We start from the raw sequence: 13,329 nt of genomic DNA, 5'->3' as shown, positions 1-13,329 counted from the left end.
GATCAACGTCGGCTAATGAGCATGCCGATCAGTATACCAATGCCGGCAGCGATGCCGATGGTCTGCCACGGGTGCGTCTGCACGTAGTCTTCGGTAGCGCCGACTGCAGCCTTGCCACGCAGAACAACGGACTCTTCGGTGTTCTTCAGGGTGGAGCGCGCGCGGCCGAGGCTGTCACGAATCTGTGCGCGCAACTCTTCGGCCTGGTCGCCGACCAGGCTGGCCGAATGCTGCAGCAGGGTTTCGGTATCGCGTACCAGGGCTTGGAACTCTTCAAGTAGCTCTTCTTTATTGGCGGGTGTAGCAGGACGCGAGGGAAGGGGGCGGGCCATGGATCGTTCTCCTGTAGATGGATGCGGTGTAAGGGTTCGAGTAGCAGCTGATTGGCCTGGTTCACTCTATCTGCGAATCGGTCGGAGCGGTGGCGTCGAGAGAGGCATAACGGTTGCGCTGGCGTGATAGGTTCGTACGGAAATGCGTGTTTATGATGCCTGTCGCGCAGGGGAGGAATTGTCTGGTGCGTTATTAACCTATTGATAATTAAAAATAAGTACTGATTAAGCGATATTTAAAAGCACCACTGTGGCGCCAGGGTCGGGATAAGGCCGAGTTGAAGTGGTTATTTATGCACCTTAATGGTTCATTTTGGTATGGTCATGTTCTTTTGTGGTGCCTTTTGCTGTGGGTCTCTGCTTCGATGCTAACCTTGACAGTGCCCGTGCAGGCGCCGATTCACGGCTCCAACCAACACGCTGTTCATCCTGATTACCGGCTTCGGCTTTCTCGAAATGGGCACGGTACGCCGGTTCGTTAGTGCTGCATGGCGACCCTAAACTTTTATCGGAAGCTGCCGTTAACTCTGGACATGCTCCGTTTCGGTGACTTGCCATGACTGTTTCCCATCCGCTGTCGACTTCGACGACAGGCCGCTCGCCACAAATCGCTGGCCAGACCACCATTCGCAATGCGGCCGACGCCCAGGTCGCGCTGTCCAACCGGCTCGCCGAGCGCCTGGGGCTGCCCGCTGGTTCGCTGACCGCCAAGCAGGATGACTTTTCTCCGGAGAAGGTGGCGGAGCGGGTACTCGGCTTTATCGAGCAGCGCCTGAAGCGCGAAGCGGCCTCCGGCGCCGATCCGGAAAAATTGCAGAACCTGCTGCAGCAGGCGCGTTCGGGTGTGGAGAAGGGCTTCGGCGAGGCCCGCAAGATTCTCGACGGCATGGGCCTGCTCAAGGACAAGGTCGCCAGTGACATAGACGACACCTTCCAGCGCATCCAGCAAGGCTTCGCTGGCCTCGACAAACAGTACGCCACCACGCCTGCCGCTGGCGGCAGCGCAGGTGCTGTCGCTACCTCGAGTGACCGTTTTGTGGCGGTAGCAGAAAGCTTCGAACTGGATATCACCACGCGTGACGGTGACCGCTTGCGCGTGTCGATCGCTCAGGCGTCGGCCGCCTGGTCGCGTACCGAAGGCTCGGGCAGCCAGTCCGGTAGCCTGTTGATCGCTGGCTGGCAGGTTGAAGTTCAGGGTGACCTGGACGATGCCGAGAAGGCCGCGCTGGAGAAGCTCTTCACCCAGGTGCAGGATCTCTCCAGTGCCTTCTACTCCGGGGACACGGCAGGTGCGTTCGATCGGGCCATGTCGCTCGAGATGGATGGCTCGCAACTGGCTTCCATGTCCTTGCGCCTCACCCAGACCAGTGTGCGCCAGGCCACTGACACCTATGGTTCGGTTGCCAGTCAGGGGGGGCAGCCGGCCAGCGCGGTCAATGGCGCGCTGACCGAGTACGCCCAGGGCCTGCTCGATGCCCTGCGCAATGCCAATGAATGGGTCAGCGACGGCAAGGGTCTGCTGCAGGATCTGCTCAAGGGCGGTTTCTCGCTGGACGAGCGTTTCGATAGCGCACGGCTGGACAAGGCCGAACAACTCAACGCTCGTCTGCTCGATGGCCTGCAGGGGCTGCTGGCTTCCACGCTTACCTCGAAAGCGGATGAGGGGGCGGCGAGCGCCTGAGTGCGTGGGCCGAGGTGCTAGACTGCTGCCTTTATCGACTGTGGAGGCTGACGCATGCTCCCTGAATGCCAACTGCTGGGAACCCTCGGCTGTCATCTGTGTGAATACGCCGAGGCGGTGTTGATGCCTTTCGTCGAGCACGGGCTGTTGGTGGAACTGGTGGATATCGCTGAACGTGAGGAGAGCCTGGAGCGTTATGCGCTGCTGATTCCCGTGTTATTGCGCACCGATACGGGGGCAGAGCTGCCATGGCCGTTCGATGCGCAGCAAGTCGCCACCTTTCTCGGCTGATCGATTGCCTGAACAACGATGAGCCCGGCGCCTTAGAGCCTGTTCACGATCTCTCGAGCAATGACAGCAGAAAAGCGGGAGCGGACGTAGGGTGGATGACGCTCTTTTCATCCACCATTGCGATCGTTAGGTTGGTGGACGGATGAAGCGTCGTCCACCCTACGAACGACCGCTTGCGCCACATTGCCGCCGATCTATAGGGGTACGGGTTCCTGTTTGCCAAGTGCACAAAGATCGTGAACAGGCTCTTAGAGCCGGGCCAGGTTTTACTTATTAAATTGCAGGGGAGTGATGTCCATGAGTGTGGTGCTGGGCGATGCGTTATCGCTGCTGTTGTTTCGTTTGCACAGTGGCCGTTTGCTGGGCATCAATCTGCTCAAGGTCAACGAGATCATTCCCTGCCCACCGCTGACCAAGATGCCCAGCCGACATCCCCATGTGCGCGGCGTGGCGACCTTGCGTGGCTCGGCGCTGACGGTCATCGACCTGGCTCGGGCGATTGGTGAGCGCGGCGGTGGTGATAGTCAGGACGGCTGCCTGATCGTTACCGAGCTCAGCCGTTCGCGCCAGGGGCTGCACGTACAAAACGTCGAGCGCATCGTGCAGTGCTCGACTCGCGATGTGCGTCCGCCGCCTGCAGGTGCTGGTGCGCGCGCGTTCATCACTGGAGTGACGCAGATCGACGGCACTATCGTGCAGATTCTCGATATCGAAAAAGTGCTGCATGAGATCGCGCCAGCTCCCGTCGAGGATGTGGACGAGCAGTTGCTCACCCCCGCCGAACGACAACTCTTGCAAGGGCGCCGAGTGCTGGTCGTCGACGATTCTCAGGTAGCCCTGCAGCAAACCCTGATCACCCTGCGCAAGCTCGACCTGGACTGCAAGGCGGTGCGCAGCGCGGCTAGCGCGTTGGCGTTGTTGCAGACTGCACAGCAGGAGGGGCAGCCAATCGAGGTGCTGGTCTCGGATATCGAGATGCCGGAAATGGATGGCTATACCCTGGTGCAACAGATTCGCAAGGATGCCGTGCTCGGAGAGACCTACGTGCTGCTGCACACCTCCCTGGACAGCACCATGAACACGGAAAAGGCCCGCGCAGTCGGTGCCAACGACGTACTCACCAAGTTCTCCACCGTGGATCTGAGCAAGGCCATGGTGCGGGCGTTTCAGCGTCTTGGTGAGTGAATGGGGCGTTACCTGGCAGGCGTTGAAGAGCAGAATCATGGTTCTGCTGCGGTCTTTTCGCTCGGTATCGCTTCGCTCCAATCTGCGCGGCCCGCCCCATCCTCATCTACGAGCGTCCGCTTCGCTTGAGTGTGTAAAAACACTCATCATGGAGCGGGCATCTAGATCGCTCAGCGGGATCTGCTTGTCCGGCGACTTGTTGAGCTGGACTGCGGTTGCTTGAAGCGATTTGCTCGAAACTCAGGTATTGGCGAAAGGTCGGTTGAGGTGAGCCGGCCCATGAGTCTATGGTTGACGTCCTGGCTGACACCAGGAAGGTGTCAGCCAGGACGCAGATCAAGTTACGACGGTCGGTTACCCTCCCAGGCATTTTGAAGTAGCTCTCGAATTGCCTTTTGCTCAATCGGACGAGGATTCCAGTAGGGGTTGGAAAGAGCGATATCTGTCGCCCGATCCAGATCCGCTTCGGTAAGCCCCAGCTCGCGCAGCGTCAGCGGTGCACCGAGGGACTTGGCCAGGTCGTAGAGGGCGCCACCTGCAGAGTCATGGCCGCCTCCGAGAGCTCGGATAATACGGGCTGCTGCGTCGGGCACCGCGCCGGCGTTGTATGCAATGGCGTGCGGCAAGACGACGGTATGTGTTTGGGCATGGGGCAAATTGAAGCTGCCGCCTAGGGTATGGCAAAGCTTGTGATGAAGCGCCATCCCGACGTTCCCCAATACGGTGCTGCAGAGCCAGGCGCCATAAAGACAGTCGGAACGAGCATCCAGGTCATCGGCTTTCTGAGTTACTCGGCCCAGACCTTCGGCCATCGCTCGGATCCCTTCTTCAGCGATCAAAGCCATGACAGGGTTGCCATCCTGGGCATAGAGACCTTCTGCCGCGTGTGCGATGGCATTCATGCCGCTGGTAACTGACATTCCAACGGGCAGGGTTTTGGAGAGCTCTGGATCGTAGATGACCGTTTTGGGCAGAACGCGGGGATCCTTGCCTGTTTTTTTCAGGCCATTCTCAGTCAGTCCATAAACGGGTGTCATTTCGGAGCCAGCATAGGTGGTAGGGATCGCCAGGATCGGCAGGCCCGAATCCAGTGCGATGGCCTTACCTAAGCCAGTCGTGGAGCCGCCACCAATCGCGACGGCGCAATCAGCCCCAAGCTTATTGGCTACTTCGCGCGCTTCACGCGCGGTTTCGATGGGTACGTGCATGACGGCTTTATCGAAGATGCCGGCCGCGCGCTCACCCAAAATCGAAGCGATCTGCTCTGCCTGATCCCGCTGCTCCGGCGTCGACAATACGAGTGCGCGGCGAGAGCCAAGTCGATCGATCTCGGCCTCCAGTTGCGAGAGGGAGCCTTTGCCGAAAATAACGCGCGAAGGGAGGCCGGTGTAGGTGAAGTTTGAAATAGTCACGGTGCATTCCTGTTGGTCTAGGTAGCCAGTGGCAACGGTTGCTAAGAGCTGGCGCCCGCTCGAAGGGGGCGCCGCTAAGGATTATTTGACGGGTGTGGGCTGGTAGGCGATCAGTCGCCATCCCCCGTTATGAAGGCACCAGACCGCCAGCGTGTTATTACGCAGTGTCTTGTGCACGCCACCCGAAGTGATCTCACCATTCATTTCGCCGAAGACCAGTGCCGTCTCTCCAAGAATCTGAACAGAGTGGATGGGGCTCTCAATGTGGTGATAGATGTAGTACCCCTCGCGGCATTTATTCAGGTAGCTGTCACGCGTATCGATCAAGCCGTTCGAGTGGGTATAGGTCAGCCCGGGATGGGCAAGTCTGAAAAATGTGTCGAAGTCGCCGAGCACCATAGAGGAGTAGCGTTGCTCCTCTAATGACCGAATCAGCGTCTCCGTTTCATTGATGCTATTCATCAGGCGCCTCTTGTTCTTATCGAAGGAGAGGCCTGAATGGGGGGGAGGCCACACTTGAATGGGTTAGGTGCACCTAACCCATGAAGCTGAGCCTATAGTTACGTTTGCGGATATAAAATATCGTTTCTGGAAAACTTTATTTCTATTGTGAAAAAATGCTTTGCCACCCAGGCAATTTCGCTACCTCTGCCACACCTACTGAGTGACAGCTACTGCGTCCAGAGTTTTTCGTAGTTGTTGTCACGGAAGCGCTTCACTAGCGCATCGATGAAGAGCCGAACCTTTGCCGGCATATGGCGCCGCGTTTGGAAGGCTATGTTCATGGTGAGGCGTGGCAGATCCCAATCATCTAGCACTGGCACCAGTTCTCCGCGAAGGATGCTGTCATGCACGATGTATTTGGGCTGTACAAGGATGCCCATGTCGTCGAGAGCCGACCTCACGAGAATCTGCCCATCATTCGTTGAAATGAGCGGGGGAACTCGGACGACGACAGATTCGTTTTTGCGAGTGAAGGGCAATTCGGTAGGGTTTACCGCGTAGTCGTAGATCAGCATCTTGTGCTTGGTGAGATCCATCGGTACCGAGGGTGTTCCGTACCGCTTCAAGTAGGAAGGGGATGCGGCCAGAACGCGGCGGGTCTCGGCCAGTCGGCGGATCGTCAGGCTGTTATCGGCTTCGAATTGCCGTGTGCGAATCGCCACATCGACATTGTTTTCCATCACGTCCAGGTATCTGTTGGCTGCGACGATGTCGAGGCTTATCTCCGGGTGTTGGCGGGTAAACTCAGGAAGCAGCGGTTCAATATGAAGTAGGCAGAATGACAGCGAGGCGGTGACTCGGAGTACGCCACTCGGTTTCACCACTGCGTCGCGAGCTACGTCCTCGGCTTCACGCATATCGGCAAGTACCGACTTACTGCGCCTGTAAAACTCAGCGCCGATTTCGGTCAACGACAGCTGCCTCGTTGTCCGCTGTACCAGCCGTACCCCGAGCCGCGTTTCCAGAGCTATCAGGTAGCGGCTTGCAGCTGATACCGACAGGCCCAACTGTTCGGCGGCTTTGCTGATGCTGCCGGAATCCGCAACCTGTACAAACAGCTCCATCTCCCGAAACGGATCCATTGTCATTTTCCTGAAAAATGGGAAGGTGTATCCCGAATATACGTGTTTTTTCGTGAAAGAAGAGAAACTAGACTCGGCTCACTCCACAAATAAAAACAAATGCGGAGGGAGTCATGACTCCTTGCTCAAAAGTTGAACAGTCCAACTCCCATGCTTCCCATGCGTGGCAATACGGCTTTTGCCTTCGTGGCTTCGCCCGAAACACGCTTGCGCTGTTTCAGAAGGCCGTACCGCAGTCATTCCCACCTTATCTGTACCAGACGCCCGTTTCTGCTGAAGGAGCAGGGCCTGCAGATCATCTAGTCCCGTCCCTTTTGCACGAAATTCTCCGCCACGAGCGCTGATCGAGCCTGGCTCATGGCTGTAAATCGTGCTCGTTGAGGCGCCGAATTTTCAAGCTGGACTACGTAAATCGCGGTTCGGCTACAAACAAAACCTGAAGTGAAATAGGAGATCGACATGGTTGGTATCGCGGTTCTCGGTGCAGGTCGCATCGGTAAAATCCATGCCACTAACGTAGCTGGTAACAAGCACGCGAAATTGATCGCGGTTGCTGATCCGTACGCATCTGCCGCTCAGAGCCTTGCAGGGGCGCTGGGCGCTGACGCCATGACCGATTGCGAAGCGGCGATCGACCGCAACGATGTTCAGGCTGTCGTTATCGGCACGCCTACCCACACGCATATCGGGCTGATGCTGCGCGCTGTTCGTCAGGGCAAAGCGGTTCTTTGTGAAAAGCCAATCGATCTCGATATGGCCAAGAGCCTGGCTGCCGTTGAAGAAGTGAAGCGCCTGAAAGGTCGCGTCATGCTGGCGTTCAACCGCCGCTTTGAAAGCACCTTCGCGGCAATGCGTGAGGCGATTGTTGCCGGAGAAATTGGTGACGTTCGCCAAGTCATCATCACTAGCCGTGATCCAGGGCTTGCTCCTGAAGACTACATAGAACACTCGGGCGGCATCTTTCGCGATATGACCATCCACGACCTGGATATCGGTCGCTGGTTGCTCGGCGAAGAGCCAGTGGAGCTGAGCGCTGTCGGCAGCCGCCTGGTCGATCCGAAGTTGATGGAAAAGTATGACGACTACGACACCGTCATGCTGCAGATGAAAACGGCGACCGGGAAGCAGTGCCACATCAATAACTGCCGGGCAACCGTCTACGGTTACGATCAGCGTGTCGAGGTTTTTGGTTCCAAAGGCATGCTCCTTCAGGACAACCTGCGCCCCACGACGATTCGTCGTTGGACTGAAGCCTCTACCGATGCACGCGAGCCGCTGCTGAATTTCTTTCTTGAGCGCTACCAGCAAGCGTACAAGTCCGAACTCGACGCATTCGTCGACGCGTTGGTCGAGAGCAAACCACTGCCGACAGGTGTTCAGGATGGCTTGAAGGCATTGCGCCTGGCCGAATGCGCTGTTGAGTCGGCCCGTACCGGCCGTGCGGTAATCGTCGAGTAATCTCTGCTCGCCTGAGATGACAAGAGAAGGAGATAAGCATGTCCCATCAAGTTACCGAGACCGTATTGGGTGTCGCTTGCCTAGGTATTACACACCCGCATACATCTGGGCGCGTGAAAGCCTTTCAGCGCATGGAGAATGTCCGTTTCCATGGCGCCTATGACGATAGCCCGTTGCTGCAGCCCTTTGTTAATGCGCTTGGTCTAGAGGCTCGTACGAAAGAAGAGATCCTTGCTGATCCGAACGTTCACATCGTTCTGGTACACCCGAAAAGCTATCTGATGGCTGACTGGGCGATCGAAGCCCTTGAGGCAGGGAAGGCGGTGCTTTGTGAAAAGCCGGCTGGCCGTGGCATCGCGGATACTCAGCGGATTGTTGAAGCGGTTGAGCGCACGGGTGGACTCTTCCAGGTTGGTTATTGCTGGCGATTCGCACCTTCTGTAGAGAAGATGCAGCAGGTGCTGCAGAGCGGTGAAATTGGCAAGGTGCTTCAGGTACGCGCCCATGCTGGATGCTCTCATGATGAGGCCGATACCAACCATATGAAGCAGCCTGGTGACCTGGGCGGGGCCTTCTATGTGATCGGCTGTCATACCATCGATCGCATTCTGCTGCATTTCGGTATACCCAATTCCGTCAACGCACGTATCAGCAAATTCGCAGGGCAGATGAGCGAGAGTGCTCGTGAAGATGCCGCCGCCGCAGTGCTCAATTACGACGACAAGATGGTCACCATCGATTTCATGTCGTGGGATCCCATGCCATGGACAGAGAGCTGGGACATCACCGCGTATGGCACCCACGGTGTAATGCATTCCACTCCGATGCCGGCCTCCTACAAGCTCTACCACGACGGTAAAAATGGTCACGCTCAAGGTTGGACGCACTGGAACGAAACCAGTTTTCCAGAAATTTGGGCAGTGAGGAAAACGGTTTATTCCCCAGAAATTGCCGAAATCGGGAACCCGATCTATTTCGATCGTGAGGCGTTCGCTTTCGTCAACGCGCTGCGTACTGGGGCGCCATCTCAAGTTCCAGCTACTCAAGCTCACAACATCAATATCCTGCTGAAGGCTCTGTTCGAGTCTGCCGGTAATGATGGTCAGGAAGTGAAGTTAGGCTAACTAAGCCTGGTAACCAAAGTGCGATGTACTGCCCCTTGAAATAGGGGGGTAGTGCATGCGCTCAACAAAAATAAGACACCTCCTAAAGGGTGAAAATAATGCGTAAATTGATAAGTGTTGCGGCGTCTCTGTTGTTTGCAGTTGCTGTTACCGGTTGCTCTGAAGAAACATCGGATTCCAAAGGCATTATTGGCATTTCTCTCCCCTCTAAAACGGAGGCTCGATGGGTGACCGACGGTGGCAGCATGGTCGCGGCCCTGAAAGAGCTCGGTTACGAAGCCGATGTGCAGTATGCCCAGTATGAAGTGCCTACCCAGTTGTCTCAGATCGAGAACTTGCTGGTGAAAGGGGTAAAAGGGCTCATCATTGCTCCCATCGACGGCACCACCATGTCTGATGTTCTGAAACAGGCGAAGTCTCAGGGTATCGAGGTCATCTCCTATGACCGTTTCATTCGCAACTCGAAGGACTTTAGCTATTACGTCACTTTCGACAACTACAAGGTTGGTCAACTCCAGGCGCAGTCGATTGTAGACACGTTGGAACTGGCCCAGGAGAAGGGGCCATTCAATCTTGAGATTTTCGCAGGCTCTACCGACGACAATAATGCCCATGTCTTCTACGCAGGCGGCATGTCTGTGCTGCAGCCCTACATCGACGCCGGAAAACTGGTTGTTCGAAGTGGCCAGGTTACTCTGGATAAAGTCGCTACGCCAAACTGGGAAGGTTCGCAAGCACAAGCTCGCATGGATAACCTGCTGAGCGCGTTCTATGGCAACAATCATCTGGATGCCGTGTTGACCGCCAACGATCAACTAGCGATCGGTGTCATCTCTTCTCTCCGCGGTGTGGGGTATGGCTCGGGCAACAGCAAAATGCCTATTGTCACTGGGCAGGATGCTGAAATTCCTGCGATCAAAGCGATTATTCGCGGCGACCAGAGTTCTACCGTATTTAAAGACACCCGCGCCCTCGCCAAAGCGGCAGCCGAGATGATGGATGCCACGTTGAATGGCACCCAGGTGAGCGTCAACGATACCCAGTCCTACGACAATGGCGTGATGGTCGTTCCGACGCAGCTGTTGCCTCCCATCCTGGTTAATCAGCAAAACTGGAAGCAAGTACTCATAGATCAAAGCAAGTATTACAGCGAAGACCAGCTGCGCTAGTTAATCCTGTTCCGAAGGGGTTCCAGCGACCGTTGGCTGCTGGAGCTAGCGTCCCGGTGCGATGAGAGAAACACAATGACAACTACGATTCTCGACATGCTGGGTATCCAGAAGTGCTTTGGGCCTGTCAAGGCGCTGAGTAATGTCAATTTGCAGGTTTCCCAAGGCGAAATTCACGCAATCTGCGGTGAAAACGGTGCCGGTAAGTCCACGCTGATGAAGATTCTCAGTGGGGTTTATCCGTATGGGAGCTACAGCGGAACGATTAACTATGATGGCCAGGATCGCCGGTTCAACGGCCTCCGGGATAGTGAAGCTGTAGGAATTTGCATCATTCATCAGGAACTCGCCTTGGTACCGATGCTCTCCATTACCGAAAATCTCTTTCTCGGCAATGAGATGTCGAGCTTCGGTGTCATCAATTGGGACGAGGCCCATCGCAGGGCGAAAGAGTTGATTGCGCGCGTGGGCCTCAACGCTGAGCCGCGCGCACTGGTGAACAGTCTGGGTATAGGTCAACAGCAACTAGTAGAGATTGCCAAGGCGCTGGCGAAGGATGTGAAGCTACTTATCCTGGATGAGCCAACTGCGAGCTTGAATGAAAAGGACAGCGACACACTGCTGGCGTTAATGCTTGAGCTGAAAGCCAAGGGCATCACTTCGATCATCATCTCGCACAAGCTGAACGAAATATCGCGGGTAGCTGATTCCATTACCGTGATTCGTGATGGCAATACGGTAGATGTCATGGACTGCCGGGGTGGAGCGGTCAGTGAAGACCGTGTCGTACACGCGATGGTTGGGCGGGAGCTTTCCGACCGCTATCCACCACGCGTACCGGATATTGGCGGGAAGATGTTCGAGGTCGAAGGGTGGTCTGTGGCTGACCCCGAACATCCTGAAGTCGACCGGCTGCAGAACATCGATTTCCATATCCGTCGCGGTGAGGTGGTAGGTATCGCCGGCCTGATGGGGGCGGGTAGAACCGAACTCGCAATGAGTTTATTTGGTCGCGCGTACGGCACCAAAATTCGAGGAAAGGCACGCCTTAATGGGCAGGAAATCGATGTCAGCACGGTAAAAAAAGCCATCGACCATGGCATCGCTTACGCGACTGAAGATCGGAAGGGATCTGGGCTGGTTCTGGGAGATGGAAGCGCCCGAAACATCAGCTTGGCCAATCTGCCAGCGGTCTCCAGTGCGGGAGTTATCGATGAGCATGAAGAGGCTTCGGTAGCTACCAGCTACCGACAGAAGCTTCGAATCCGTTGCGCTGATGTACAGCAATCGGTCGAGAGACTCTCTGGCGGCAATCAGCAGAAGGTGGTGCTGGGGAAGTGGCTGTTCTCCGACCCGCAAGTGCTGATCCTGGATGAGCCCACTCGTGGGATCGACGTAGGGGCCAAGTACGAAATCTACAGTGTGGTCAACGAGATCGTAGCCGAAGGCAAGTGCGTGCTGATGATCTCCTCCGAGATGCCTGAGCTGTTGGGTACTTGTGACCGAATTTACGTGATGAACGAGGGGCGTCTCGTCGGAGAGTTTCCGATTGAAGACGCATCCCAAGAGCGAATCATGCACGCCATTATGAAAAACGAGGTACTCCTGTGACTGACGTTATCGCACCCTCGGCAACAAAGAGTTCTCTATTGCCAACGCTCAAGCGCGGCGCTCGGGAGTATGGCCTTCTGGCCTCTTTGCTGGTCATTGTTGTGTTCTTTCAGGTGGCTACAAACGGGGCTTTGCTACAGCCTCTCAATCTGACGAATCTGGTTTTGCAGAACAGCTACATCGTCGTCATGGCACTTGGCATGCTCATGGTGATTGTCTGTGGTCATATTGATCTTTCCGTCGGCTCCATTGTCGGCGTCATCGGTGCCCTTGCTGCTGTCCTGATGGTGCATTACCAGATGGACTTCTGGATCGCCTCTGCACTGTGCATTCTTGCTGGAGCGGCGATTGGCGCTGCGCAAGGGTACTGGGTGGCGTTCTGGGGCATGCCGTCCTTCATCGTTACTCTGGCCGGTATGCTCGTGTTTCGGGGCGCGACGATCGCCATCACCGATGGGCAGTCCATCGGGCCGTTCCCAGAGACATTTGGCTTGATCAGCTCTGGCTTCATTCCGGACGTTTTCAATGGTCAGGGGTTGCGCATTACTTCGCTGGTCTTGGGGATCGCAGTCGCAGTTACCTTCTGTGTCATTGAGCTACGTAGCCGAAAGCGTGCTGCCAAGAGCGGAGCCGTGGTTGGGTCTTGGCTGGTATTTGCCTTGCGCAATGCAATCGTTGCGGGGTTGATCATATTCTTCTGCTACAAACTTGCAACCTACCGTGGTTTGCCAACGGTACTGGTGATCATGTGTGTACTGATCGGTATTTATACCTTCATCATGAACCGTACTGTTCTTGGCCGCTGGGTATATGCCGTTGGTGGCAACCTGAAGGCGGCAAAACTTTCTGGTATCAACACTACCCGTGTAACGTTCTTCGCCTTCGTAAATATGGGGGTACTGGCGGCAGTGGCAGGGTTGATCTTTGCGGCCCGACTTAACAGCGCAACGCCCCGTGCGGGGACGGGGTTTGAACTTGATGTGATCGCAGCCGTTTTTATCGGCGGTGCTTCCGCTTCCGGTGGTGTTGGAAAGGTAGTGGGTGTAGTGATTGGTGCTTTCATCATGGGCGTACTCAATAACGGTATGTCGATCATGGGCGTTGGTGTGGATTATCAACAGGTCATTAAAGGGGCGGTACTACTCGCCGCTGTATTCGTGGACGTGTACCAGAAAAACAAACATAGCTAACGCCCTGTGATATTTCTGATGTGTGTTGGATGTGCGACGTGAACTGAGGGTCTTCCTCAAAGTCCTGTTGAGTTAACACTTGCAGGGCTTTTTTTTGCCTGTTTTTCTTAGGTGTTGCTGCGGTGCTTTTGATTCTTTCGTGTGGAGAAAAGTGTTTTTTATTTTCTGACATATATTGTTTTCAGGGTGCCTGCTAGATTAAGTCCCGTCCTGTGATGCGTTCTGCTTAACAGTCTTGCGTTCAAGGCGTCTCGTCGATCATTTTATGAATTCTTCTTGCTGCTCTTGTG

General features: G+C 55.7%; 12 protein-coding genes. 8 read left to right on the top strand and 4 right to left on the bottom strand.

Annotated features, from left to right (window positions below; translation table 11 throughout):
- Window positions 1–2: 2 nt before the first annotated feature.
- Window positions 3–332 carry an ElaB/YgaM/YqjD family protein gene (locus DNK10_RS14860; RefSeq protein ID WP_131179119.1) on the bottom strand — a complete coding sequence of 110 codons (330 nt, stop codon included), beginning with the start codon at window positions 330–332 and terminating at the stop codon, window positions 3–5.
- 556 nt (window positions 333–888) lie between these two features.
- Between DNK10_RS14860 and DNK10_RS14855 the strand changes: the two genes are divergently transcribed.
- The 3 genes from DNK10_RS14855 to DNK10_RS14845 all read left to right on the top strand — a co-directional run bounded on the left by DNK10_RS14855 (window position 889) and on the right by DNK10_RS14845 (window position 3,489).
- Window positions 889–2,013: a DUF5610 domain-containing protein gene (locus tag DNK10_RS14855; protein ID WP_131179118.1), complete on the top strand. Its 1,125-nt coding sequence runs from the start codon at window positions 889–891 to the stop codon at window positions 2,011–2,013.
- Window positions 2,014–2,067: 54 nt separating this feature from the next.
- Window positions 2,068–2,304, top strand: a complete 237-nt coding sequence (locus DNK10_RS14850; RefSeq protein WP_131179117.1) for a glutaredoxin family protein — start codon at window positions 2,068–2,070, stop codon at window positions 2,302–2,304.
- Between the two features lie 297 nt (window positions 2,305–2,601).
- Complete coding sequence (locus DNK10_RS14845) at window positions 2,602–3,489, top strand: chemotaxis protein CheV (RefSeq protein ID WP_131179116.1); 888 nt, start codon at window positions 2,602–2,604, stop codon at window positions 3,487–3,489.
- 341 nt (window positions 3,490–3,830) lie between these two features.
- Here the strand turns inward: DNK10_RS14845 and DNK10_RS14840 are convergent, their stop codons facing one another.
- The 3 genes from DNK10_RS14840 to DNK10_RS14830 all read right to left on the bottom strand — a co-directional run bounded on the left by DNK10_RS14840 (window position 3,831) and on the right by DNK10_RS14830 (window position 6,487).
- The gene (locus tag DNK10_RS14840) at window positions 3,831–4,895 is read right to left on the bottom strand and encodes a maleylacetate reductase (protein ID WP_425273858.1); all 1,065 of its coding nucleotides are present in this window, start codon (window positions 4,893–4,895) and stop codon (window positions 3,831–3,833) included.
- 87 nt (window positions 4,896–4,982) lie between these two features.
- On the bottom strand, window positions 4,983–5,363 hold the full coding sequence (locus DNK10_RS14835; RefSeq protein WP_131192089.1) for a nuclear transport factor 2 family protein: 381 nt from the start codon (window positions 5,361–5,363) through the stop codon (window positions 4,983–4,985).
- Window positions 5,364–5,572: 209 nt separating this feature from the next.
- Window positions 5,573–6,487, bottom strand: coding sequence for a LysR family transcriptional regulator (locus tag DNK10_RS14830; RefSeq protein ID WP_131179113.1), 915 nt, complete (start codon window positions 6,485–6,487; stop codon window positions 5,573–5,575).
- A 459-nt stretch (window positions 6,488–6,946) separates the two neighbouring features.
- Here DNK10_RS14830 and iolG point away from each other — a divergent pair, with 459 nt between their 5' ends.
- The 5 genes from iolG to mmsB all read left to right on the top strand — a co-directional run bounded on the left by iolG (window position 6,947) and on the right by mmsB (window position 13,039).
- The gene (iolG, locus tag DNK10_RS14825) at window positions 6,947–7,945 is read left to right on the top strand and encodes an inositol 2-dehydrogenase (protein ID WP_131192088.1); all 999 of its coding nucleotides are present in this window, start codon (window positions 6,947–6,949) and stop codon (window positions 7,943–7,945) included.
- A gap of 38 nt (window positions 7,946–7,983) precedes the next feature.
- Window positions 7,984–9,069: a Gfo/Idh/MocA family protein gene (locus DNK10_RS14820; protein WP_131179111.1), complete on the top strand. Its 1,086-nt coding sequence runs from the start codon at window positions 7,984–7,986 to the stop codon at window positions 9,067–9,069.
- A 98-nt stretch (window positions 9,070–9,167) separates the two neighbouring features.
- On the top strand, window positions 9,168–10,238 hold the full coding sequence (gene chvE, locus DNK10_RS14815; RefSeq protein ID WP_131179110.1) for a multiple monosaccharide ABC transporter substrate-binding protein: 1,071 nt from the start codon (window positions 9,168–9,170) through the stop codon (window positions 10,236–10,238).
- Window positions 10,239–10,313: 75 nt separating this feature from the next.
- Window positions 10,314–11,849, top strand: a complete 1,536-nt coding sequence (gene mmsA, locus DNK10_RS14810; RefSeq protein ID WP_131179109.1) for a multiple monosaccharide ABC transporter ATP-binding protein — start codon at window positions 10,314–10,316, stop codon at window positions 11,847–11,849.
- Window positions 11,846–13,039, top strand: coding sequence for a multiple monosaccharide ABC transporter permease (gene mmsB, locus DNK10_RS14805; RefSeq protein ID WP_131179108.1), 1,194 nt, complete (start codon window positions 11,846–11,848; stop codon window positions 13,037–13,039). Before mmsA ends, mmsB begins: the two co-directional genes overlap by 4 nt.
- The last annotated feature ends 290 nt before the right edge of the window (window positions 13,040–13,329 follow it).

It is taken from the genome of Phytopseudomonas daroniae (assembly GCF_004327275.1).
In the GTDB taxonomy this organism is placed as follows: Bacteria; Pseudomonadota; Gammaproteobacteria; order Pseudomonadales; family Pseudomonadaceae; genus Aquipseudomonas; species Aquipseudomonas daroniae.
This window is presented reverse-complemented; position numbering and strand designations above follow the sequence as displayed.

Bases quoted from the DNA above. Each gene is read 5' to 3' on its own strand.
- iolG (WP_131192088.1), top strand. From the start codon at position 6,947: ATGGTTGGTATCGCGGTTCTCGGTGCAGGTCGCATCGGTAAAATCCAT.
- DNK10_RS14850 (WP_131179117.1), top strand. From the start codon at position 2,068: ATGCTCCCTGAATGCCAACTGCTGGGAACCCTCGGCTGTCATCTGTGT.
- mmsA (WP_131179109.1), top strand. From the start codon at position 10,314: ATGACAACTACGATTCTCGACATGCTGGGTATCCAGAAGTGCTTTGGG.
- DNK10_RS14820 (WP_131179111.1), top strand. From the start codon at position 7,984: ATGTCCCATCAAGTTACCGAGACCGTATTGGGTGTCGCTTGCCTAGGT.
- DNK10_RS14830 (WP_131179113.1), bottom strand. From the start codon at position 6,487: ATGGATCCGTTTCGGGAGATGGAGCTGTTTGTACAGGTTGCGGATTCC.
- DNK10_RS14845 (WP_131179116.1), top strand. From the start codon at position 2,602: ATGAGTGTGGTGCTGGGCGATGCGTTATCGCTGCTGTTGTTTCGTTTG.
- DNK10_RS14855 (WP_131179118.1), top strand. From the start codon at position 889: ATGACTGTTTCCCATCCGCTGTCGACTTCGACGACAGGCCGCTCGCCA.
- chvE (WP_131179110.1), top strand. From the start codon at position 9,168: ATGCGTAAATTGATAAGTGTTGCGGCGTCTCTGTTGTTTGCAGTTGCT.
- DNK10_RS14860 (WP_131179119.1), bottom strand. From the start codon at position 332: ATGGCCCGCCCCCTTCCCTCGCGTCCTGCTACACCCGCCAATAAAGAA.
- DNK10_RS14835 (WP_131192089.1), bottom strand. From the start codon at position 5,363: ATGAATAGCATCAATGAAACGGAGACGCTGATTCGGTCATTAGAGGAG.